The sequence below is a fragment of the Deltaproteobacteria bacterium genome, assembly GCA_016875395.1.
In the GTDB taxonomy this organism is placed as follows: Bacteria; Myxococcota_A; UBA9160; order UBA9160; family UBA6930; genus VGRF01.
In genome coordinates this window covers 19,637-42,152 of record VGRF01000030.1, presented here as the reverse complement: position 1 = coordinate 42,152, position 22,516 = coordinate 19,637, and the positions used below count along the sequence as shown (strand labels likewise).

Annotated in this window: 23 protein-coding genes; 17 read left to right on the top strand and 6 right to left on the bottom strand. The window is 69.6% G+C overall.

What is annotated here, in order from left to right:
• The first annotated feature begins 147 nt into the window (after positions 1 to 147).
• On the top strand, positions 148 to 783 hold the full coding sequence (gene rplC, locus FJ091_18560) for a 50S ribosomal protein L3 (GenBank protein ID MBM4385360.1): 636 nt from the start codon (positions 148 to 150) through the stop codon (positions 781 to 783).
• 34 nt (positions 784 to 817) lie between these two features.
• Positions 818 to 1,417 (top strand): RlmE family RNA methyltransferase, encoded by a 600-nt coding sequence (locus tag FJ091_18555; GenBank protein ID MBM4385359.1) that lies wholly within the window; start codon positions 818 to 820, stop codon positions 1,415 to 1,417.
• On the opposite strand, the gene rimO is transcribed toward FJ091_18555, so the two are convergent.
• Both rimO and FJ091_18545 read right to left on the bottom strand, forming a co-directional pair.
• Positions 1,414 to 2,832: a 30S ribosomal protein S12 methylthiotransferase RimO gene (gene rimO, locus FJ091_18550; protein MBM4385358.1), complete on the bottom strand. Its 1,419-nt coding sequence runs from the start codon at positions 2,830 to 2,832 to the stop codon at positions 1,414 to 1,416. The genes FJ091_18555 and rimO overlap by 4 nt on opposite strands.
• 68 nt (positions 2,833 to 2,900) lie before the next feature.
• Entirely contained in the window at positions 2,901 to 3,584 is a 684-nt protein-coding gene (locus tag FJ091_18545) for a cistern family PEP-CTERM protein (protein ID MBM4385357.1), read from the bottom strand.
• Between the two features lie 500 nt (positions 3,585 to 4,084).
• Between FJ091_18545 and FJ091_18540 the strand changes: the two genes are divergently transcribed.
• Complete coding sequence (locus FJ091_18540) at positions 4,085 to 4,693, top strand: VOC family protein (GenBank protein MBM4385356.1); 609 nt, start codon at positions 4,085 to 4,087, stop codon at positions 4,691 to 4,693.
• Between the two features lie 144 nt (positions 4,694 to 4,837).
• Positions 4,838 to 5,998, top strand: a complete 1,161-nt coding sequence (locus FJ091_18535; protein MBM4385355.1) for an epoxide hydrolase — start codon at positions 4,838 to 4,840, stop codon at positions 5,996 to 5,998.
• A gap of 8 nt (positions 5,999 to 6,006) precedes the next feature.
• Here FJ091_18535 and FJ091_18530 read toward each other — a convergent pair whose 3' ends face one another.
• Positions 6,007 to 6,492, bottom strand: a complete 486-nt coding sequence (locus FJ091_18530) for a sel1 repeat family protein (protein MBM4385354.1) — start codon at positions 6,490 to 6,492, stop codon at positions 6,007 to 6,009.
• 37 nt (positions 6,493 to 6,529) lie between these two features.
• Here FJ091_18530 and FJ091_18525 point away from each other — a divergent pair, with 37 nt between their 5' ends.
• The 4 genes from FJ091_18525 to FJ091_18510 all read left to right on the top strand — a co-directional run bounded on the left by FJ091_18525 (position 6,530) and on the right by FJ091_18510 (position 10,496).
• Positions 6,530 to 8,641, top strand: coding sequence for a molybdopterin-dependent oxidoreductase (locus FJ091_18525; GenBank protein MBM4385353.1), 2,112 nt, complete (start codon positions 6,530 to 6,532; stop codon positions 8,639 to 8,641).
• A complete protein-coding gene (locus FJ091_18520) occupies positions 8,638 to 9,471 on the top strand; it encodes a phytanoyl-CoA dioxygenase family protein (protein ID MBM4385352.1) in 834 nt (277 codons plus the stop codon). The genes FJ091_18525 and FJ091_18520 overlap by 4 nt, the downstream gene beginning before the upstream one ends.
• 107 nt (positions 9,472 to 9,578) lie before the next feature.
• A complete protein-coding gene (locus tag FJ091_18515; GenBank protein MBM4385351.1) occupies positions 9,579 to 10,043 on the top strand; it encodes a pyridoxamine 5'-phosphate oxidase family protein in 465 nt (154 codons plus the stop codon).
• A 48-nt stretch (positions 10,044 to 10,091) separates the two neighbouring features.
• On the top strand, positions 10,092 to 10,496 hold the full coding sequence (locus FJ091_18510; protein ID MBM4385350.1) for a DoxX family protein: 405 nt from the start codon (positions 10,092 to 10,094) through the stop codon (positions 10,494 to 10,496).
• Positions 10,497 to 10,506: 10 nt separating this feature from the next.
• Here FJ091_18510 and FJ091_18505 read toward each other — a convergent pair whose 3' ends face one another.
• Positions 10,507 to 11,154, bottom strand: coding sequence for a cistern family PEP-CTERM protein (locus FJ091_18505; GenBank protein ID MBM4385349.1), 648 nt, complete (start codon positions 11,152 to 11,154; stop codon positions 10,507 to 10,509).
• Positions 11,155 to 11,365: 211 nt separating this feature from the next.
• Between FJ091_18505 and FJ091_18500 the strand changes: the two genes are divergently transcribed.
• From FJ091_18500 to FJ091_18460, 9 genes are all read left to right on the top strand, one after another.
• Positions 11,366 to 12,181 carry a fatty acid desaturase gene (locus FJ091_18500; GenBank protein ID MBM4385348.1) on the top strand — a complete coding sequence of 272 codons (816 nt, stop codon included), beginning with the start codon at positions 11,366 to 11,368 and terminating at the stop codon, positions 12,179 to 12,181.
• Between the two features lie 229 nt (positions 12,182 to 12,410).
• A complete protein-coding gene (locus tag FJ091_18495; protein MBM4385347.1) occupies positions 12,411 to 13,472 on the top strand; it encodes a saccharopine dehydrogenase NADP-binding domain-containing protein in 1,062 nt (353 codons plus the stop codon).
• A 299-nt stretch (positions 13,473 to 13,771) separates the two neighbouring features.
• Positions 13,772 to 14,176: a hypothetical protein gene (locus FJ091_18490; protein ID MBM4385346.1), complete on the top strand. Its 405-nt coding sequence runs from the start codon at positions 13,772 to 13,774 to the stop codon at positions 14,174 to 14,176.
• A complete protein-coding gene (locus FJ091_18485) occupies positions 14,173 to 14,796 on the top strand; it encodes a nitrile hydratase subunit beta (protein ID MBM4385345.1) in 624 nt (207 codons plus the stop codon). Before FJ091_18490 ends, FJ091_18485 begins: the two co-directional genes overlap by 4 nt.
• Positions 14,786 to 15,394 carry a nitrile hydratase subunit alpha gene (gene nthA / locus FJ091_18480; GenBank protein MBM4385344.1) on the top strand — a complete coding sequence of 203 codons (609 nt, stop codon included), beginning with the start codon at positions 14,786 to 14,788 and terminating at the stop codon, positions 15,392 to 15,394. Before FJ091_18485 ends, nthA begins: the two co-directional genes overlap by 11 nt.
• Entirely contained in the window at positions 15,391 to 15,741 is a 351-nt protein-coding gene (locus tag FJ091_18475; GenBank protein MBM4385343.1) for a nitrile hydratase accessory protein, read from the top strand. The genes nthA and FJ091_18475 overlap by 4 nt, the downstream gene beginning before the upstream one ends.
• 91 nt (positions 15,742 to 15,832) lie before the next feature.
• Positions 15,833 to 16,108, top strand: a complete 276-nt coding sequence (locus FJ091_18470) for a hypothetical protein (GenBank protein ID MBM4385342.1) — start codon at positions 15,833 to 15,835, stop codon at positions 16,106 to 16,108.
• Between the two features lie 135 nt (positions 16,109 to 16,243).
• Positions 16,244 to 17,077, top strand: coding sequence for a DUF692 domain-containing protein (locus tag FJ091_18465; protein ID MBM4385341.1), 834 nt, complete (start codon positions 16,244 to 16,246; stop codon positions 17,075 to 17,077).
• Complete coding sequence (locus tag FJ091_18460) at positions 17,074 to 17,862, top strand: putative DNA-binding domain-containing protein (protein MBM4385340.1); 789 nt, start codon at positions 17,074 to 17,076, stop codon at positions 17,860 to 17,862. The genes FJ091_18465 and FJ091_18460 overlap by 4 nt, the downstream gene beginning before the upstream one ends.
• 256 nt (positions 17,863 to 18,118) lie before the next feature.
• On the opposite strand, the gene FJ091_18455 is transcribed toward FJ091_18460, so the two are convergent.
• Entirely contained in the window at positions 18,119 to 21,229 is a 3,111-nt protein-coding gene (locus tag FJ091_18455; protein ID MBM4385339.1) for an efflux RND transporter permease subunit, read from the bottom strand.
• A gap of 76 nt (positions 21,230 to 21,305) precedes the next feature.
• Positions 21,306 to 22,400 carry an efflux RND transporter periplasmic adaptor subunit gene (locus FJ091_18450; protein MBM4385338.1) on the bottom strand — a complete coding sequence of 365 codons (1,095 nt, stop codon included), beginning with the start codon at positions 22,398 to 22,400 and terminating at the stop codon, positions 21,306 to 21,308.
• Positions 22,401 to 22,516: the final 116 nt, after the last annotated feature.

Genomic DNA, 22,516 nt, shown 5'->3' with positions numbered 1-22,516 from the left:
ATTCTGAGATGGGTTCTCGACACCGTTTGGGCCCCCTCTTATGATGCGCGGCCTTTCAGCCCAGCCGGGCTCCCCTCGGACGCGGCCGGACCCAATTCACCTTCTCCGCCGCGCCTTTACTTCTCACGTCTGTTTTGGAGAGCGATCGTGGCCATCGAACTCTTGTGCCGCAAGATCGGCATGAGCCGCATCTTCACTGAGTCTGGCGAGTGCGTCCCCGTGACCGTGCTCGACGCCGCCCCCAACACCGTCGTGCTGAAGCGCACCGCGGAGCGCGACGGCTACAGCGCGCTGCAGCTGGGCGCGGGCAGCCGCCGCGACAAGACGCTGTCGAAGGCCGAGGTCGGGCACTTCAAGAAGGCCGGCGTCGAGACGCAGCGCGTGCTCGCCGAGAGCCGCGTCGACGCGGACGAGGCCGGCAAGCACGAGGTCGGCGCGAAGATCAGCGCGAGCGATCTCTTCAAGCCCGGCCAGCGCGTCGACGTGATCGGCACCTCGAAGGGCCGCGGCACGCAGGGCGTCGTGAAGCGCCACCACTTCCACATCAAGAAGTGGACGCACGGCTCGCACGAGGGCAACCGCCGGCCGGGCTCGATCGGCCAGCGCTCCTACCCCGGTACCGTGCACAAGGGCAAGCGCATGTACGGCCGCATGGGCAACGAGCGCGTCACGACGCGAAACGTGCTGCTCGTGCGTGTGGACTCGGACAAGAATCTGCTGCTGGTTCGCGGCGCGGTTCCCGGCCACAACAACGCCGTGGTGAAGGTGCGCAGCGCGGTCTAGGCGAGGGTTCGCCGCGCGCTAACGAGTTCGCGCGATGGCGACCTACGACCGCAAAGACCACTACCACCAGCGCGCGAAGGCCGAGGGCTATCGCTCGCGCGCGGCGTACAAGCTGATCGAGATCGACGACGCGCAGCGCATTCTGCGGCGCGGCATGCGCGTCGCGGATCTCGGCTGCTGGCCGGGCGGCTGGCTACAGGTGGCCGCGGAGCGCGTGGGACTCGAGGGCCGCGTCGTGGGCGTCGACATCGCTGCGATCGAACCGCCACTCTCACTCGCGAACGTGTTCGCACTTTCGGGGGATCTCGCCGAACCGAGCGTGATCGCGGCGCTGCGATCCGAGGCCGGTGCCCGCTTCGACGCGGTGCTCTCCGATGCTGCGCCGAAGCTCACCGGCATCCGCGCCACGGATCGTGCCCGGGAAGAGGCGCTGCTCGACGCGATCGCTCACGCCTACCCGCACCTTCTCGGCGCGGGCGGCACGCTGCTCGTGAAGCTGCTCGAGTGCCCCGAAGCGCACGCGTTCGAGCTCGCCGTGCGGAAGCGCTTCGAGGCGACCAAGGTCGTGAAGCCCAAGGCGAGCCGGAAGGGCACGACCGAGCGCTACCTGCTCGCGCGCGGGTTCCGCGGCTAACGCGCCGCGACGCCGCCCACCGCGGGGCCCGCGTGGCTCTCTGCGGCGCGCACGATCTCGATCGCGTCCGCCTCGAGGTCGACGCCTTGCTTCGCGCCCGTGATGCGCACGCGCACGAGGTCGCCCGCGCGCAGGTTCTTGCCGCGCACGAACGTGACGCCGTCGATCTCGGGCGCCTGGCTCGCGAGCCGCGCCTGCGCCTTGTCGCGCCCGATCGCTGCGTCGACCAGCGCGAGATCCGTTTCGCCCACGCGCGCCGTGAGCTTCTCGGCGAGGATGCTCGCCTGCAGCTTCGTCAGCGCGCGGTAGCGCTCGCGCGCGAGCTTGCGCGGCACCTTGTTCGGGAGATCGGCGCCCGCGGTGCCTTCTTCGTCCGAGTAGCGGAACACACCGACGCGGTCGAAGCGCGCCCAGCGCACGAACTCGAGCAGCTCGGTGAAGTCGTCGTCGGTCTCGCCGGGGAAGCCCACGACGAAGGTCGTACGCAGCGTGAGCTGCGGAATCTGTGCGCGCAGCTTCTCGACGAGGCGCCGCTGGCGGTCACCCGTGGTGCCGCGTTTCATCGCGGCGAGCACCGAGTCGCTCGCGTGCTGCAGCGGCACGTCGACGTAAGGGAGCACGCGCTTCGCGCCGGAGATCGCGCCGATCAGGTCCGCGGTCACCGCGCTCGGGTAGAGGTAGAGCAGGCGGATCCACGCCTCTGCGCCGCTCGCATCGAGAGCGCGCACGAGATCCGCGAGCTTGGGGCGCCCCGCGCCTTCACGCGGCGCGAGATCCTTCCCGTAGCTCGTCGAGTCCTGCGCCACGAGGTTGATCTCGCGCACGCCGAGGCTCGCAAGCTGCTGCACCTCGCTCACGACGCTCTCGAGGCGCCGGCTCTGGAACTTGCCGCGGATGCCGGGAATCGCGCAGAACGCGCACACTCGGTCGCAGCCCTCGGCGATCTTCACGTACGCGCTGTGGCCCGCGCCGGTGAGGATGCGCGGCGCGCGATCGTCGTAGAGGTGGGTGCGGCCGGCCTCGACGTAGACACCGCGGCCCCGGCCCGCGAGCGCATCGTCGAGGATGTCCGCGATGTCCTGGAACGCGCCGGTGCCGACGAACGCGTCGACTTCGGGCAGCTCCTTCGCGAGCGCCGCGCCGTAGCGCTGCGGCATGCAGCCCGCGACGACGAGACCGCGCAGCCGCCCGCTCTCGCGCAGGTCCGCGACCTCGAGGATCGCCTGCACCGACTCCTCGCGCGCGCTGTCGATGAACGAGCACGTGTTCACGACCGCGACGTCCGCGTCTTCGAGACTCTCGGCGATCGCGTATCCGCGCGTCGCGAGCGAGCCGAGCATCACCTCGGTGTCGAGCAGGTTCTTCGCGCAGCCCAGGCTGCGGAAGTGGACCGAGGCTTTCGGCGCGTCAGACATCGGGAGCCAAAAACACTAACGGACGGCAACCCGAAGGCTGCCGTCCGTCAGAAGGTTACGATAGCTTGTTAGGCCGCGCGGCGGCGGAGGGTCGCACCGACGAGCAGCGCGCCGAGGCCGAACACCGCCATCGAGGCCGGCTCCGGAATCGGCGGCGTCGATGTCTCCTTGCCGATGCCCGAGCCATCATCGATGCCGAGCTGCTTCGAGTCGAGCGCCTGCCAGCGGATGCCGAAGTTCGAGAAGTCGAGTTTTCCGACGCTGCCGGCGAACGTCATCGTCACCGACGCGGTGCCGCTCTGGCCGACGTTCAGCGGCGTGTTGCCCTTGCCGTTGCAGTTGTTCTTGTTGCCGCTGACGCAGTACTCGACACTGAAGCCGGCACCGGTCGGGAAGCTCCCGCCGGTCACGAACTTGCCGAACACGCCCGTCGAGGAGCCGCTCGTCGCGTTCGGATCGGTGTCGAACCCGATCGCGGTCACGACGGCGCTCTGCCAGATCGACGCATCCGATGTGTTCGTGATGAAGATGTCGAACTTCACCGTCGTGACGCCGGAGCTCGTGCTCCAACCGGTCACCGTGAACTGCGCGTCCGCGGTGAGGCCCGGCATCACGGTCGGACCCGGGTTGTCGACGATTCCGTTGAAGCTGATGGTGAAGGTGTCACCGACCGAGTCGACGGTGGCGACCGTCGCAGCGTTGGCGGCGAACGAGAACAGGGTTGCCGCGAGAAGAACGAGCAGTTTCCGCATTTGATCTCCGGGTTATCCAGCGAGTTGGTTGGCACCCAACGGGCCGCACAGTACATGAATGAGTGACGGGTCCCACAGGAATGGTTGCTCGCATTTCTCGTGATCTTTCGCACACCTGCGCCGTCTCGACGCGCTTTGTTCAAGTGCTTGCCCGATCGCTCCCCCGCAAGACGCGTTGCGTAGGCGCAAGGCTGCCCGGGAAGGTGCGCTGCGCATCAGAACTTTTCTCTTTTTTGGCGGGGGATGCCTATGGACTTGCCTGTGGCCAGGCTTCCGGTCACTGCGGAGAGCCCTCAGGGCGTGCCGATGGCCCGGGTTCGGGATCATCCACGCTCTTGCGAAGCGCGGCGGCCGACGCAGGCTGCTCCCGACCCCGACCCCGACCCCGACCCCGACCCCGACCCGGTCACGCGCCCGCGCATTCGGGACGCGCGAGGCGCCGCATGCATCGCGTCTTCGACTCGGGCCAAGGAGTTATTATGCCGCGGAGGGCGGGTGTTATGGGGCGATTCAGGCGGCTCGGTCGCCCAGCGCGATTGGCCTGGGCGCTGGCGCTGCGCTGCACCGAGATCGCGGTTACACGTTGTCCCCGAGGCGGCCCGTCGGTCGCGCCAAAGGAGGCTCCGGTGTCCGCTTCGCGTCCGTTCCGAGTGCTTGGGATCCAGCAGATCGCGGTCGGCGGCCTCGACAAGGGTCGTCTGCGCAAGCTGTGGGTCGACACGCTCGGCCTCACGCGCACCGGTGAGTTCCGCAGCGAGCGCGAGAACGTGGACGAGGACATAGCGGTGGCCGGGTCGGGTCCGCTGAAGGTCGAGGTCGACCTGATGCAGCCGCTGGACCCTGCGAAGAGCCCGAAGGTGCACGATCCCGCCCTGAATCACGTGGGGCTCTGGATCGACGATCTGCACGCCGCGGTCGCGTGGCTCGAGAAGGCAGGCGTGCGCTTCACACCGGGCGGGATCCGTAAGGGCGCCGCGGGATTCGACGTGTGCTTCATCCACCCGAAGGGCAACGAGGCGACGCCGATCGGCGGCGAGGGCGTGCTGATCGAGCTCGTGCAGGCGCCGCCCGAGGTCGTCTCGGCATTCGCGAAGCTCGCGAGCGCGTAGACCGGCGCCCGGGGAGCGAGTCGAAGCGCACAGGTCGACTCGCGGGCTCGAAGCCGCCGCCACGGCGGTTTCTAGACGGCAGCGCGGCGGCGATGGCGCGCGCTTTCGCGCCGCCACACTCTGTCGCGCCGCTGGAGGCGCGCCATGTCCGACCCCGCCGCGATTCGTCCGTTCAAGATCGAAGTGCCCGATGCCGCGCTCGCGGATCTGCGCGATCGCCTCGCGCGCACGCGCTGGCCCGATCAGATCGCCGGCACGGGCTGGGACTACGGCACCGAGCTCGCCTACCTGCGGAGCCTCTGTGATTACTGGCGCAGCGAGTACGACTGGCGCGCGCAGGAAGCGGCGCTGAATCGCTGGCCGCAGTTCACCACCGACGTCGACGGCGAGCGCCTTCACTTCATCCACGCGAAATCGAAGCACGCGGACGCGTTTCCGCTGCTCATCACGCACGGCTGGCCGGGCTCGGTGGTCGAGTTCCAGAAGATCCTGCCGCTACTCACCGACCCGACTGCGCACGGCGGCCGCGCCGAAGATGCGTTCCACGTGATCTGTCCGTCGATGCCGGGCTACGGCTTCTCGGGGCCGACGCACTCGCGCGGCTGGGATCCCGAGCGCATCGCGCGCGCCGAGATCGAGATCATGCACCGCCTCGGCTACGTGAAGTACGGCGCACAGGGCGGCGACTGGGGCGCGATCGTGACGCCGTGGATCGCGAAGCTCGATCCTGCGCACTGCGCGGGCATTCACCTGAACATGCTGCTCGTGCTGCAGCCGCCCGATGCGAAGCCGGATGCGCTGAGCGAAGCCGAGCAGAAGCGCCTCGCCTACTCGAACGACTTCAACGCGACCGGCACGGGTTATCAGGCGATCCAAGGCACGAAGCCGCAGACCCTCGCCTACGGCCTAACAGATTCACCGGCGGGGCTCGCGGGCTGGATCAGCGAGAAGTTTCGCGCCTGGGGCGACTGCCCCGGCGGCGACATCGAGCGCGCGTTCACGAAGGACGAGCTGCTCACGAACATCTCCGTGTACTGGTTTACCGGCACGATCAATTCCTCGACGCGGCTCTACTACGAACAACGCAAGAGCGGCCGCCTCGCGATCATGGACGGCAAGATCGCGACGCCGACCGGCTGCGCCGTCTTCCCGAAGGAGCTCTACAACGCGCCGCGCGCGTGGGCCGAGCGCGCCTACCACATCACGCACTGGTCCACGTTCGAGAGCGGCGGCCACTTCGCGGCGATGGAGCGCCCGCGCGAGCTGGCGGGGGATCTGCGGAAGTTCTTCGCGACGGTTCGCTGAAGCGCGCCTCAGCGCGCCGTGCCCGCCCGGAGCTCGCGAACTCGCTCGCGAGCCGCGCTGTGTCCCAGCATCGCCGCTCGTGCCCACCAAGACTCGCCGGTCGCTCGTTCGCGAGGCACGCCTTGTCCGAGCCAGAGCCGCCAGCCCCAGTTCCACATGCCTTCTGGATCCCCGAGCTCTGCGGACATCCGGAAGAAGCGCGCGGCGTCCGCCAGAAGGGCATCGGCGTGGACGCGCTCCGCCTCGACCCCCTGGAGCACTCGATACACCTCGTTGAAGTGCTGTTCGTTGCGCATCCCGGTCTCGTAGTCGCCGGTGTCCTGGTTGTGGCACATGCAGTCGTTGAGAAAGCTGAGCTTCTCCTTCAGCGCTCGAACGTCCCATCCAGTCCGCGCTTCGTAGTCGAGCAGGTCGGAGCCGATCCGGTTGTAGAGCTCCGCGAGATTCTTGGCGTCCGCTCCGCGAAGCTCGCTCGCAGGTTTAGTCGAAGACATGCAACATGCCTCCTCTCCGTCGAAGCTAGGGGACACCATGGCGATCACGAAGAAGACCACCTTCTGCCGCGTGTGTGAGCCGGCGTGCGGCCTCGTGGCGAGCGTCGAGAACGGCGAGCTCGTCGCGCTGGCGCCGGACAAGGCGCACCCGATCACGCAGGGGTTCGCGTGCAACAAGGGCATCGCGGGCCTCGACATCCACCGCGACCCCGATCGCCTCGCGCGGCCGCTGAAGAAGCAACCGGACGGCTCGTTCGCTGAGATCTCGTGGGACGATGCGCCGCGCGAGATCGCGCAGCGGCTGCGGGCGATCGTCGATGAGAGCGGCCCCGATGCGGTGGCGGCGTACATCGGCAACCCGAGCGCGTTCAACACGCTCGCCGGCCCCGCGATCGGCTCGTTCTTCGGTCAGCTCGGCACGCGGCGCTCGTTCAGCTCGGGCACGCAGGACTGCACCAACAAGTTCGCCGCGAGCGAGCAGGTGTTCGGCACTGCGACGCTGCATCCCGTGCCCGACATCGGGAACACGCACTACCTACTCGTGATCGGCGAGAACCCGCGCGTCTCGCACATGAGCTTCCTCGGCATCGCGGACCCGATCGCCGAGCTGAAGGCCGCGGTGAAGCGCGGCGCGGCGGTGCGCTACGTGAATCCGCGCCGCATCGAGAAGCCCGAGGCGGGCACGGGCGAAGTCACCTGGATCAAGCCCGACACCGACACGTACTTCCTCGCCGCGCTGATCCACGAGATCTTCGTCGCGGGCCTCGCGAAGCAGGACGTGCTTGCCGCGCACGGCAAGCACGTCGAAGGCCTGCGCGCGTTCGTCGCGAAGTACTCCGCCGAGCGCGCGGCGCGCGTCACGGGGATCTCCGCGGACGAGCTGCGCGCGATCGCACGCGACTTCGCGACGGCGCCGGCGGCCGCGGTGCACGCGAGCACCGGCCTCAACATGGGACGCCAGGGCACGCTCGCGTACTGGCTCGTGCAGATGCTCTCGTTTGTTACGGGAAATCTCGATCGCCGCGGCGGGAACCTCTACTCGTTCGGCTTCTACCCCGCGGCGAAGGCGGGCCGCGTCGACCCGAAGCGCGAGGTCTTCTTCGACTCGCCCTACGGAAAGATGCGCCGCATCCGCGGCTCGTTGCCGGGCAACTTGCTCGCCGACGAGATTCTCAGCGGCCAGCCGCGCGTGCGCGCGCTCGTGTGCGTCGCGGGCAACCCGCTGCTCTCGGTGGGCGGCGGCGAGCACCTGCGCAAGGCGTTCGAGCAGCTCGACCTGCTCGTCGTGATCGATCTCTACAGGAGCGCCACGGGCGAGCTCGCGCACTACGTGCTGCCAGCGACCGACATGTTCGAGCGCCCCGACATCAACATCACGGGGCTCGGCATGCAGTACCGGCCGTACGTGCAGTACACGGACGCCGTGGTTGCGCCGCGCGACGAGCGCAAGCCCGAGTGGTGGATCCTCGGGCGCATCGAGCAGGAATTGGGATTCAAGAGCGTGCTCGATGCCGGCGAGAGCCCGGACTTGTTCGGGCGCATCGGCCACATGCTGAAGAGCCGCGGGCACTCGCTGGACGAGCTGCGCGCGAGCCCGCACGGCATCGCGTTCGGCGAGCTCGAGACGGGGCGCTTCTACGAGGAGTGGCTGCAGACCCCCGATCAAAAAGTGGACTGCTGCCCGCCGCTGTTCGCCGAAGCGCTCGAGCGCTGCGAAGCCATCTGCCGCGAGCTCGAAGCGGAGCGCGCGGATCAGCTGAAGCTGATCACGCGCCGCGATTCCTGGATGCACAACAGCTGGTATCACAACGTCGAGCGCATGAAGCGCCCGGGCCGACTCGAGAATCCGCTGCACATGAACCCCGAGGACGCGCAGCGATTGGGCCTCGCCGAGGGCGCGCGCGTCACCTGCCGCAGCGCGCACGGCGCGCTCGAAGCGACGCTCGCCTACGACGCGGACCTGATGCCCGGCGTCGTCTCGATGACGCACGGCTGGGGCCACGCGAAGACGGGCATGCGCGTCGCGCGGAAGAATCCCGGCGTGAACGCGAACGAGCTGCTGCCGATCGGCGTGGGAAGCTTCGAGCCGCTCAGCAACATGGCGCACATGACGGGCATTCCCGTGGAGGTGAGCGCGGCGAGCGCATGAGCCTCACGCCGCATCCGTGGTCGCGCGGTTTCGCTTGGACCCCGCGCACGGGGCCGTTCGTGCGCATCACCCGCGCGCAGGCGGAGCAGTACGACGCGCTCGGTTACGTCGCGCTCGAGGGCGCGCTTGCGCCCGAGGTCGTGGCGGAGCTCGTCGCGCACCTCGATCCGCTCGAGGCGAAGACCGACGCGTTCCTGCGCGCGCAGCCGGAGCAGCGCTTCTTCATCGCCGATGCGGGCGCGATCACGTTCACCGTGAATCCCGCGGGCCGCGACGCGCGCCTCCGCGAGCTGATCTCGTCGCGCCCATTCGCCGAGCTCGCGCACGACTTGTTGGGGACCGAGGTGCGCCTCTACTGGGACCAAGCCGTGTACAAGAAGAGCGAGAAGCCGCGCACGTTCGGCTGGCACCAGGACAACGGCTACGGCTTCATCGAGCCGCAGGGCTACCTCACGTTCTGGGTCGCCCTCACCGACGCGACGCTCGAGAACGGCTGCCTCGAAGTGCTGCCCGGGATGCACAGGCACGGCACCTTCGCGCACGACACCGGCGCGAGCGGGATCTTCCTCCCGCTGCCCGAGCCGCTGCCGCCGGGGCTGCCCTCGCCCGTCGCGCTGCCCGTGTCCGCGGGCACGATCGTCGCGATGTCCTCGCTGCTCCCGCACCGCACCGGCCCCAACGACACACCGGACGTGCGCAAGGCGTACGTCGTGCAGTGCTGCGAAGAGCGCGCCGTCTACTGGCGCGGCGACGTGAGCAAGCCCGCGCCCGAGAGCTACGAGCCCGTCGTCCAGCTGCCCGAAACGCGCCAGTGGAAGCTGGCGTTTTAGGCCACGAGCGGACGGAAGCGGCCGCTCGCGGCGCGAAACTCGTGCAGAATCGATGGTCCAGCGTCAGACGCCCGCCGATCGACTCGCGCCAGAAGGAGTCCGCGCACATGTCCTCGCTCTCCATGTCCCCCGCCCAGCGCGAGCAGTTTCTCGCGGGCCTGCACGTCGGCGTGCTCGCGATTCCCGACGGCGCGCGCGGGCCGCTCACGGCGCCGATCTGGTACGGCTACCGGCCCGGCGGCGAGATCGAAGTTGTTACGGGCGCCGACTCGCGCAAGGGCAAGCTGCTGCGCGTCGGCGTGCGCGTCTCGTTCGTCGCGCAGACCGAGACGTCGCCGTACCAGTACGTGAGCGTCGAGGGTCCAGTGACGGCAGTCGAGCCCGTGCGCGACCGCGAGGTCGTGCGCGCGCTCGCGCGGCGCTACCTCGGCGAGAAGGGCGGCGACGCCTATGTGGCGGCGACTTGGCGCAGCTACGAAGAAGACCCGAACGTGCTCGTGCGCATCAAGCCCGAGCGCTGGCTGACGGTCGATTACTCGAGCCTCGCGAGCGTGCTCACTCGCGCTGATTAGGCCGCCGCGGGCTGGTTGCGCGTGACAAGATGCGCGGGGAGGAACCGCATGCCCTGGCTGCCCGCGTCCTGGCCGAAGCGCATCTCGCTGTTCGTGCTCGCCGCGTTCTTCGTGAACGCCGGCATCTCGCACTTCACGAACGAGGCGTTCTTCCTCCGCATCGTGCCGCCGTGGCTACCGGCGCCGCTGCTCATGGTGCAGATCAGCGGCGTCGCCGAGATCGCGGGGGGCATCGGCATCCTGATCCCGCAGCTGCGTTGGGCTGCCGGCATCGGGCTGCTCGCGCTGCTCGTCGCGGTCTATCCCGCGAACATCCACATGGCGCTGTACCCGCAGGACTACGCGGACATCGGCACGCCCGCGGCGTTCTACTTCCGGCTCCCGCTGCAGTTCGTCGCGTTCGCGTGGACGTGGTGGGCGACGAAGCCGGAGGCGCCGCCGCCCGGCAGCTGAGCGCCGCCGGTCAGGCCGCGCGCCTGCGCGAGCCCACGAGCGCGAGGCCGGCGATGCCGAGGAGCGCGAGTACGCGCGGCTCGGGAACGACCACGCCTTCGCCGACGCCGGAGTCGTCGCAGATGTCGAGCTGCTCGGAGTTGAGCGACTGGTACCGCACGACGAAGCGCGACAGGTCGAGCGACGTGATCGGGCCGCCGAACTCCAGCGTCATGGTGACGACGCCGCTCTGGCCGAGCGTGACGCCGCCGTTTCCACCGCCTGAGCAGTTGTTCGGGTTGTCGATCGCGCAAACATCGATCAGACCGCGGATTCCTGGGAAGCGGCCGTCCGTCACGGCCTCCGAGAAGAGCCCGCTCGAGGAGGCGCTCACGATCGGGTGATCGGCGTTGAATCCGATCGCCGAAACGCGGGAGCTCTCCCAGATCGAAGCGTCAGTGGTGTTGGTGAGGGTGATCTCGAGCACGACATGCCCGGTCGCCGCGTCGAACTCGGTGACGACGAAGCTGGCACGCGCGGTCAGACCCGGCAGCGTGTCGTCCCCCACGCTACCCGCGAAGTCGACGGTGAAGGCGTCGCCGACCGAGTCGATCGTGACTGCGGAGGCGGCGGCTGAGAGGCAGAGCAGAGCGGCAGCGAGAACAGCGCGAGCGAGCATCGGGTTTCCTCTGGTCGGCCACGGATGGGCCGTCGAAAGGAAGTGGCCGCGATCTGGAAAAGGTCGCATTCGCATTTGGGGAAAGACCGGCAGCGGACACGCAGCCTCGGCGCGGCGACCTCCGCGGTGCGCAACTCGAGCTGGCACCCGCGCGGCCGCCTTGCTTTCTTCCAGTCCTCCCGTTCTCGAAAAGCAGAGTGGAGCACGCCCGATGGCCCTCGAGATTCTTCGCGACCCGCGCCTCGATCAGGTGGAGTGGCGCGATCTCTGCGACCTCTCGCGCCTCGAAGTCGCGTACGAGGTCGTGATCTACGTGCCGTGGCTCGTCGCTTCCTGCGCGTTCGCGTGGCTCGGCACGCATGGCAGCTGGCTCTGGTTCGTCCCTGCGCTCGCCAGCTCGTTCATGTTCTTCCTGTGCGGCCTGCGCCAGGTGCACAACGCCTTCCACTACGCGGTGGGCGTCGCGCCGCGCGCCCACGAGCTGCTCATGTTCATCCTCTCGCCGCTGATGATGAGCGCGATGCACGCGGTGCAGTGGAATCACCTGCGCCACCACCGCCACTGCATGGACGACGACGACGTCGAGGCGATGAGCGCGCGCATGCCGGGCTGGAAGGCCCTAATCACCGGGCCGCAGTTTCCCGTGCGCCTCCATCACGCAGCGCTCACGCTGGCGAAGCCGCGCATCAAGAACTGGATCTATCTCGAGCTCGCGGCCATGGCGGCGATGGTCGTGCTCGCGTTCGGCGTGCTCGACTACGGCTGGCTCCAATACCACGTGATCGCGATGACGGTGGGCCAATGCTTCTCCGCGTTCTTCGCGGTGTGGACCGTGCATCACGACTGCGACCGCACGCACTTCATCGCGCGCACGCTGCGCAATTCGGCCAAGTCGTTCGTCTCGTACGACATGTTCTATCACGTCGAGCACCACCTCTTTCCGGCGGTGCCGACTTGTCACTTGCATCGGCTCGCGTCGCGTCTCGACGTCGCTGCGCCCGAGCTACGCAGCAAGGGAGTTTGGTAGAGGCGCAAGGGCGGCGCGCGCACGTTGCGTCGAGGTGCGCGTTTTTCCTTGTTTACTTCGCATCGGCCTCGAAGACTCGGCCGATGCTGCGCGCTTCGCTTGCGGCCTCGGCCGACATGCTTGGGTGGAGCGTTCGACTTCGAGCGTGTTCTGGCGGTGGTGGTGAACGTGCCGGGCGCTTGCTCCCGGTCGCGCGCGGCCTCGCTTTGGGGCTGTTGAGGTGAATGGCTTGCGCGTCGTCGTGATTGGCGCGGGTGGGGAGATGGGCGCGCGGGTTTGTCGCGCGCTTGCTGGCGTGGGCGGCGCTTCGGTGCTCGGGGTGTCGCGCAGCGCGCGCGGGCCCGTAGGCGTTGCGATGGAGCGCGGCGACGTTGGAGATGCTGCGTCGATCGCGCGGTTGTTAGGGGCTGGGGATCTCGTCGTGAACTGCGTTGGGCCGTTTCACTATGACCCGGGGTCGCTGGTGCGAGCGTGTGTCGCGGCGGGGGCGCACTACTGCGATCTCGCGGACGACGCGGACTTCGCGGAGCGCGTGCGCACGGCGGCGCGGGAGGCGGGGGCGCTCCTCGCGGGTGTGTGCGTGTGCACGAGCGCCTCGACGGTGCCGGGCCTTGCCGGGCTTTTCGCGCGGGAGCTCGCGCGCGCGCCGCGTGCGAGCGAGATCGCGAGTGTCGCCGTCTACCTGAGCGTGGGCTCGGCGAATCCGGTGAGCGCGGGACTCCTCGCGAGCATGCTCGCGCCGCTCGGGCGCCAGGCCGCAGAGGGTGCGCCGTGGTTCGACGAGCTGCGCGCGCTGCGCACGAGCAGCGGCCGCACGCTCCGGTTCGGCTCGTATCCGGCGGCGTTCGCGCATGGGCGCGTTGCTGTCGGGGCGGAGCCGGTCCCCGCGCGCTTCTTCTTCGGCTTCGATCGGGCGGCGCTCGTCGCGCTGCTGCACCTCGCATCACCCCTGCTCGCGCTCGCGCCACGGGAGGCGCTCCTTCACTTCGCGCGCGCACTGCTTCCCTTCGCGCGCGCGCTCGGCGTCTTCGGGACGCCGCACGGCGTGCTCGCGGTCGTGGCCGAGAGCGCGCTGGGAGAAGAGATCGCGCGCATCGAGCTCTCGGCGAGCGCTCGTGGGCTCGACATTCCGGCGGCGCCGCCTGCCTGGATCGCGGCGCGCCTCGCGCGTGGCGACTCGCTGCCCGCCGGTGTGCGCGAGCTTTCCGAGCTCGTCCCGTTCGCGGATGTGGTGAGATGGGTGAGCGCAGATGCCGCCTACACGCTGCGCGCGAGAGGGCTCGAGCTGTGAAGCAACTCCTTCTCTCCACGCTGCTGGCCGTTTCGCTGAGCCTTCCCGCCGCCGCTCAGGTCGCGCCGCCCGGGATGCGCCTGGACAGCCGGCGGCTCCCGCGGACCGTGGCGGGCGGAGAGATCACCCTCGCTTTCGAGTCGGCGATCGACTGGATACACGCCGAAACGGGCCGGATCCCCCTCGCATGCGAGCTTGCTCAGGATGGGAAGCGAGCGACGTGCCCGCTTCCGACCACTCTCACGCCGGGCTCCTGGCTCATCGAGATCGAGTACCGCGTGGGCGAGCAACATTTCGAGGTGTCCGCGGTTGCCCCGCTGCGTGTGCCCTCCATCCTGGCGATCGAGCCCGCGCAGCTCGAGCCCGGTGAGTACCTCGAGCTCGAGCTGGAGGCACCGCTCAACACAGACAGCCACGCCGAGCTGGTCGTCATGGGCCTCAACTTCGAGCGCACGCTCGAGACGCGCCAGCTCAGTCCGACCCGGCTGCGCGCGCGCCTGCCTCGCGCGGAGTCACCGCCGTTGGTCGCGCTCGTGCTGCGCGCGCAGGGCGAGGAGTCGGACGCCTACAAGACCTACACGGCGCCGCGGTGGTTGCGGATGATGCGTGCCTACGTTCGCTGGATCCCGTACGGGCTCGGCGCAGGGGTTGCGATCGCACTCGTCGTGATCGTCTCGCAGCCGAAGCGAAGGAGGAGCGCGTGACCGACATCCACGACCTCGGCGGCCGGCGAGGTTTCGGGCGCATCCCGCACGAAGTCCGCGAGCCCGTGTTTCACGCGCGCTGGGAGGGCCGCGTGCTCGGCCTGGTCTACAGCGCAGTTGGTTTGCGCTGGATCAACGTCGATGCCTTTCGCCACGGCGTCGAGCGCATGGATCCGCGGCGCTACCTCCTCGCGAGTTATTACGAGCGCTGGCTCACCTCGCTCGAGACGGTGCTGCCCGAAGCCGGCGTACTCGCGCGCGGCTACGCGCCACCGCCCGCGAGCGGCGCGGCGCACCCGTTTCAGCGCAGTCTCCCGCAGCCGCCGCGCTTCACGGTGGGCGCTCCCGTGCGCGTGAACGAGCGCACGCCGCATCGCCACTGCCGCATCCCCGGCTACGTGGCCGCGCGACGCGGTGTGGTCGCGAAGCTTTGCGGCGGCTTCGTCTTCCCCGACACAAATGCCCACGGCGAAGGGGAGCAGCCGCAGCACCTCTACACCGTGCGCTTCGACGCGCGCGAGCTGTGGGGCGAGAGCGCCGAGCCCGGCGCGAGCGTGTACGTCGACTTGTTCGAGCCGTACCTGGAAGTTGTTACGGAGAGCGCGCGCCATGTCGCATGACCACGACGATCACGGCCACGATCACGGCCCCACGCAGCTCGCGCTGCGCGCGGAGGCGCTGCTCGTCGAGCGCGGTCTCGTCACGCGCGAAGGCATCGACGCGATCGTGGCGCGTTACGAGCAGGAGATCGGGCCGCTGAACGGCGCCCGGGTCGTCGCGCGCGCGTGGCGCGATCCGGCGTTCAAGCAGCGGCTTCTCGCCGACGGCTGGAGCGCTATCTGCGAGCTCGAGCTGCCGACGGGCGGCGAGAGCACGCCGATCGTGGTCGTGGAGAACACCCCGGGCGTGCACAACGTCGTCGTGTGCACGCTCTGCTCGTGTTACCCGTCGTCGTTGTTGGGCCTGCCGCCAGGCTGGTACAAGAGCCCGCCCTATCGCGCGCGCGTGGTGCGCGAGCCGCGCGCGGTGCTGCGCGAGCTCGGGCTCGAGCTGCCTGCGAGCACAGAGGTGCGCGTGTGGGACTCGAGCGCCGAGCTCCGGTACATGGTGCTGCCCGAGCCGCCGCCCGGCGCCGAGCGCGCGAGCGAAGAGGAGCTCGTGCCGCTGATCTCGCGCGATGCCCTGATCGGCGTCGCGCTCGCGGGCGCACCGAAGTGAGCGCGCGCGACGGCGCTCTCCCGCGCGAGGGTGCGCTCGCGCCGCCGCGCAAGAACGGCGAGCTGCAGTTCGACGAGGCGTGGGAGAGCCGCGTCTTCGGGCTCACGATGTCGCTGCACGAGGCGGGCGCGTTTGCGTGGAGCGAGTTCCAGGCCGCACTGATCGCGTCGATCGCGGCCTGGGAGCGAAGCCACGGCACGAGCGGCGAGGGCTACCGCTACTGGGAGCGTTGGCTGGAGGCGTTCGAGGAGCTGGCCGAGGCGAAGGGCCTCCTCGCGCACGACGCGATCGAGGAGCGCACGCGAGCGCTGGCGGCGCGGCCACCGGGCTGGGATCACGGGCACTGAGCAAAGCGTGACGCCCATCGCGGAAGCGCATCACGAGCGATGACATGAAACCGACGGCCACGGTCGTTTCGTATCGTGGTGCAGGCGCGCGATGCGCCACAAAGGAGATCTCGTCGTGAACAAGACCACTGCGATCGCGGCGGCTGCGGCCGCGCTCTTCCTCTCCGGCGCGCCGGCGCTCGCCTCGCACCACGAGGGCGAGGCGAAGGTGAAGTGCGAAGGCGTGAACGCGTGCAAGGGCCAGGGCGCATGCTCGGGCGTTGGCCACGACTGCGGAGGCAAGAACGCCTGCGCGGGCCAGGGCTTCCTCGAGCTGACCCAGGCCGAGTGCGACGCCGCGAAGGCGAAGGCCGCCGAGAAGAAGTGATGCCGCGAGCGGGCAGCGCTCTGCGCGCGCGACCTAACAATCGAGGCGTGCGTGCCTGAGCAAGCCCGCTCGGCTGCGAATCCCGCCGACGGCGGGCGAGGCGCGTTTCCGCCTCGCCCGCCCGAAGCGCCGTACCTGGGCGTCGGCATCGGCCTGCGCCCGAAGCACTACCCGGAGATCGCGGCGTGCGACGCCTCGGGCGCGGACTTCTTCGAGGCGATCTCCGAGAACTTCATGATTCCTGGCGGACGCCCGCTGCGAATCCTCGGCGAGATGCGCGAGCGCCGGCCGCTCGTGCTGCACGGCGTCTCGCTCGACCTCGGCGCGAGCGATCCCTTGCGCCGCGACTATCTCGATGCGCTCGCCGCGCTCGCCGAGCGCTTCCAGCCCGCGTGGCTCTCGGATCACTCGTGCTGGACCGCGCACGGCAACGCGCACCTGCACGACTTGCTCCCGCTTCCGCACACCGAGGAAGCGGTGCGGCACGTCGCGGCGCGCATTCGCACCGTGCAAGACCGCCTCGGCCGCCGCATCGCGATCGAGAACGTGTCGAGCTACGTGCGCTTCACCGGCGACACGCTGAGCGAAGGCGAGTTCATCGCCGCGATCTCGCGCGAGGCCGACTGCGGAATCCTGCTCGACCTCAACAACTTCTACGTGAACGCGCACAACCACGGCGACGACGCGGACCGCGCGGTCGCCGCGCTCGATCCCGCGCGCGTCTTCCAGATCCACCTCGCGGGCCCGAGCGAGAACGGCGCGCTGCTGATCGACACCCACGACCACCCCGTGCGCGACGAGGTGTGGGCGCTCTACGAACGCGCCCTCGCGAAGCTCGGCCCCGTCTCGACGCTGATCGAGTGGGACGAGCAGATTCCCGCGTGGGAGCGCGTCGTCTCCGAAGCCGACCGCGCGCGAGAGATCGTTGCGCGCGTGTGCGGCGAGCGCGCGCAGCGCAGGGCCGCGTGAGCGCGCTCGCGCAGCTGCAGGGCGACTTCGCGCGCTGGCTCCTCGAGCGCGAAGCGCCCGCCGAGACGCCGCGCTTGTTAGGCGACGCTCGCGCGAGCGCCGCCGAGCGCCTCCACGTCTACCGCTACGCCTACATGTCGCGCCTCGTGGGCGTCCTGCGCGACGACTACCCCGCGCTCGAACGCGCCCTCGGCCGCGCAGCACTCGACCCGCTCGCCGCCGCCTACCTGCGCGCGAACCCGTCGCAGCACTTCTCGCTGCGCCACCTCGGCGCGCGCTTCCCCGCGTTCCTCGCGCAGCACGAAGCCGCGCGCGAGACGCGCGAGCGCGCGCCGTGGGCGCCCGATCTCGCTCGCTTCGAGCTCGCGGTGACCGACGCCTTCGACGCCGCCGACGCGCGTCCGCTCCTGCGCAGCGATCTCGCGCACCTCGCGCCCGAGGCGTGGGCCGAGCTCGCGCTCGCGCTGACGCCCGGCGCGCAGCTCCTCGAGCTCGCGTGGCCGGCGCGTGCAGTGCGCGCTGCGTATGACGCGGAGCAGCCGCTCGCGACCGAGGCGATCGCGCCCGCGCGCGAGAGCGTGCTCGTGTGGCGCAAGAGCGAGCGCGTGCTGCACCGCGCCTGCGACGCCGAAGAGTTTGCGCTGCTCACTCGCGCCGCGAGCGGTGTGCGCTTCGGCGAGCTGTGCGCGCTCGCCGCGCAGGCGCGCAGCGACGAAGCCGGCGCAGCGTTCGCGGCGAGCCTGCTCGCGACGTGGGTGGAGGCGGAGCTGCTGCGGGGGGAGTGATTAGGGCCGGGTGCGGTGTGAGTCCTTCGAGGGCGCTGGCTCGGCATCGGGCTTTACCGGCTCGCACGTGCCCGCCCAACCCCCGAAGCCCCCATCATCGAGCATGAGGAGCATGAAGCTCTTTCGATCCAACGAAATCGAAAGCTGGTAGTCGACTGCGCTGCGGAACTCCCGACCGCGCCGGCGATCGTGCGATCCTTGTCCACGGAGTCTCCTTGGTGACGTTCATGCGCGGCGAGCGCGAGACGCCGCCCGCTCACGCCCCCGGCACGACCACCGGCTCCGCGTCGAACTCCACCTTCGGCGGGATCGTCTTCAGCCCGAGCTTCTCGGCGATCGTCACGACGCCGAAGTGGAAGACGGGAATCATCACGAGCGTGAAGAGCGTGCTGAAGAGCAGGCCGCCGATCACGGCGGTGCCGATCGCGGCGCGGCTCTCGTGGCCGGGGCCGAGTGGGACCACGAGCGGCACGGCGCCGAGGATCGAGGTGGCGCTCGTCATCACGATGGGACGGAAGCGCGTGTGGCCGGCGCGGCGCAGCGCTTCGATCAGCTCGGCGCCGCGGGCGCGCTCTTGGTTGGCGAAGTCGACGAGCAGGATCGCGTTCTTCGTGACGAGGCCGACCAGCAGGATGATCCCGATCTGGCTGTAGAGGTTGATCGTGTTGCCCGTGGCGAAGAGCGAGAGGAGCGCGCCGAGCGTCGCGAGCGGGACCGAGAGCAGCACGGTGAACGGGTGCAGGAAGCTCTCGAGCTGCGCGGCGAGCACGAGGTAGATGACGAGCAGCGCGAGCGCGAAGGTGGCGTAGACCGCCGCGCCCGACTCCGCGAACTCGCGCGAGGTGCCGCGCAGCTTCATCGCGAAGCCCTGCGGCAGCTCTTCGCGCACGATCTGCTGCACCGCGCTGAGCGCGGGGCCGAGCGCGGCGCCGGGCGCGAGGTTCGCGCTCACCGTCGCGGAGCGCTGGAGGTCGTAGTGATTGAGGAACGTCGGCCCGATGTGCGGCTTCGTCTCGATCATCGCGCTGAGCGGCACCATCTCGCCCTCGCGCGTGCGCACGTGAATCTGCCCTAATTGCTCGGGCACGCTGCGGAACGGCGACTCGAGCGCCATGACCACGTCGTACTGCTCGTTGCGCAAGATGAAGTCGTCGGCCTTTCCCTGCGAGACGAGCAGCGCGAGCGCCTGCGACACGGACGCGATCGGCACGCCGAGGTCGGCGGCGCGGTCGCGGTCGAACGCGATGTCGAGCTGTGGATTCGCGAGGCGCAGGTCGCTGTCGACGTTGATCAGGCCCGGCACCTGCCGCGCTCGGCCGACGATGCCGCCCATCACCTGCGCGAACTCTTCGAGCGAAGCCGCGCTGCTCGTGATCGCGATCTCGACATCGGCGTTGCTCTGGCGCTGCAGCGAGGACGGGCTGAACACGAACACGAGCGCTTCGGGAATCGACATGAACTTCGGGAACAGCTCGGCCACGACTTCTTGCTGCGAGCGCTCGCGCTCGTCCCACTCGTCCATCGAGGTGAAGACCATGCCGGTCGCGGACGACGACGGCGTCCCGAAGCCGATGCCGATCGCCGCGAAGAAAGTGTCGACCTCGGGCACGGCGAGCAGCGCCTGCTCGACCTTGTCGAGCACCGAGCGCGTGTAGGCGACGGTCGAGCCCTCGGGTGCGCGGATCATGGTGATGAAGCGGCCGCGATCCTCGACGGGCAGGAAGGTCTGCGGGAGCAGGCGGAAGAGCACGCCGGTGCCGGCGATCAGCAGCACGAACGCGATCGCGACGCCGTGGCGGTGCGCGAGCGCGAAGCCGAGCACGCGGTCGTAGGCGTCGCGCACGGCGTCGATGCGCGAGTTGATCGCGGTCGAGACGGCGTCGCTGCGGTGCTTCACGCGCAGCCAGCGCGAGCACACCATCGGCACGATCGAGAGCGCGACGAACGCGGAGATCACGATCGCGACCGCGACGGCGAGCGCGAACTCGCGGAACAGACGCCCCGTGTCGCCCGACATGAACGCGAGCGAAACCATCACCGCCACGAGCGCGGCCGTGGTAGCGAGCACCGGGAAGCCCACCTCGCGCGCGCCGTTCCGCGCGGCGAGCAGCATCGGCTCGCCCAGCTCTTGGCGGCGATAGACGTTCTCGAGCACGACGATCGCGTCGTCCACGACCAGCCCGATCGCGAGCACGAGCCCCAACAAGGTGAGCATGTTGAGCGAGAAGCCGAGCACGGCCATGCCGGCGAACGTGCCGATCAGCGAGATCGGGATCGCGACGCTCGCGACGAAGGTCGCCGTCTTCGACTGCAAGAAGATCAAGTTCACGAGCACGACGACACAGAACGAGATGAAGAGCGTGAAGGAGACCTCGCGCAGCGAGTCGCGCACGTAGGTCGTCCAGTCGGCGGCGACTTCGGTCACGAAGCCTTCGGGCAGCGTCGGCCTGATCTCTTCGATCTTCGCGCGCACCGCTGCCGAGACTTCGAGCTCGTTCGCCTTGGAGTGGCGCACGATGCCGACGCCCACCGTGTCGCGCGCGGTGTGGCGCGTGACCATCTGGTAGTTCTCGCTGCCGAGCTCGACCCAGCCGACGTCGCGGATGCGGACGGGGTTGCCGCCCTCCTCGCGAATCACGATCGCCTCGAAGTCGCGCGGCTCCACGAGCCTGGCATCGGCGTTGATGATGAACTTGCGCGTCGCCGCCTCGACCTCGCCGGCCGGCAGCTGCAGGTTGCTCTCCTGCAGCGCGCGGCGGACATCGCTCGGGTCGACGCGCAGCGCAGCCATGCGCGCGGGATCGAGCCAGATGCGCATCGCGTAGCGGCGCTCGCCGCTGAGGATCGCCTGCGAGACGCCGGGAAGGAGCTGCATCGGCGTCTGCACGAGCCGGTCGGCGACGTCGGTGCGATCCACCGCCGACTGCTTCTCGCCTAACACATTCAGGAACATGATCGGCATCATGTTCGCGCCCGACTTGCGCACGATCGGGCGCTCCGCTTCTTGCGGGAGATCGCCGAGGCCGCGCTGGATCGCGTTCGAGACGTCGGTCGCGGCGATGTCGACGTCTTTGTCGGCGGTGAAGTGCACGTTGATCGAGGACACCCCGAACGCCGAGAGCGAGTCGATGTTGCGGATGCCCTCGATGCCGTTGAGCACCTCTTCGAGCGGCTCGGTCACGCTCGCTTCGACCGTCTCCGGGCTCGCGCCGACGTAGAGCGTCGTGATCGAGATGACGGGGCTGTCGACGTCGGGCAGCTCGCGGATCGGGAGCGAGAAGAACGCGGCAGCGCCGGCGACGAGGATCAGGAGGCTCATTACCGTCGCGAAGACGGGCCGCTCGATGCTGACGTCGGAGAGCCTCACGACGTGCACCTGGGACGCACGTGCACGAGAGCGCGCACCGGGGACGTGCGGGCACATCGCCGCGCCATCAGCGCGCTCACGGTGTCTCGCAGTCCGCGGGGCCGTAGCGCCCGATCTCGACGTTGTGATTCACGACCGGCGCCCACGGACCTGGCGCCGCCGGTGCTCCCGGGCGCAGCTTCTGCTGGCCCGCGACCACGACCGTGTCGCCCGCGGCGACGCCCGCCGCCACGTGCACGCCATCGAGGAAGAACTCGCCGAGCGTGACCTCGCGCTGCTCGGCCTCGTTCTTCGCGTTCAGCACGTAGACGATGTGCTTCGAGCCTTGCCGCACGATCGCCTCCTGCGGCAGCACGATCGCGCCCGCGAGCTCCGCGACGACGAGGCGCACGCGCACCGCCATGCCGGGCACGAGCTCGCCCTGCGCCTTCGTGACGCCCGCGCGTAGGCCGACCATGCGCGTGCGCGGGTCGACGCGCGGGTCGACCGCCGTAACAACTCCCTCGAAGCGCAGCTCGCAGCGCCCGACGACGCCCTCGACGCGCTGCCCTACCGCGAGCTCGGACACGTGGCGCTGCGGCACCGCGAAGTGAAGCTCGAGCGCGTGCGCGGGGGTGATCTCCACGATCGGCGCGCCGGCCTGCACGTACTGCCCCACGTTCGCCTGCTTGAGCCCGACCGTGCCCGCGAACGGCGCGCGGATCGTGTGTTTCGCGAGCCGCGTCGCGGCCTCCGTGTAGGCACCCATCGCGCCATCCGCCTCGGACTTTGCGTCGTCGTAGGCTTGCTGCGAGGCCACACCTTGCGCGCGCAGCGGCTCGAGCCGCGCGAGCCGATCCTCGGCGTTCTTCAGCCGCGCCCGCGCCACCGAGAGCGCCGCCGCCGCGGTCTTCGCGTCGAGTCGCGCGAGCACGACGCCGGGGGCGATCTCTTTGCCCTCGGGCACAGTGAGCGCCTCCACCGTGCCCGCGATCTCGCTCGCCACCGTCGTCATCTCCGGGCTCTCGAGCGAGCCCACCGCCGTCACGGTGCGCGGCAGTACGCGCGCCTCGGCCTCGATCACCTGCACGGGCACCGGAGGGAACTGGGGCGGTCCGGCGGGGCCTTCGCCGCAGGCGAGAATTGTTAGGGAGAGAAGTGCGGGCGTGAGCTTCGAGATGAGGGGGGACACGAGGTGCGACGGTATCGCGAGTACACGTGCCACCACAGAATCCGCGGCGCGGGATTCGAAGGAGGGGGCTAGACCGGCCTGGAGAGGGTCGTGCCCCGGAGCGAGCTACTCAGGCA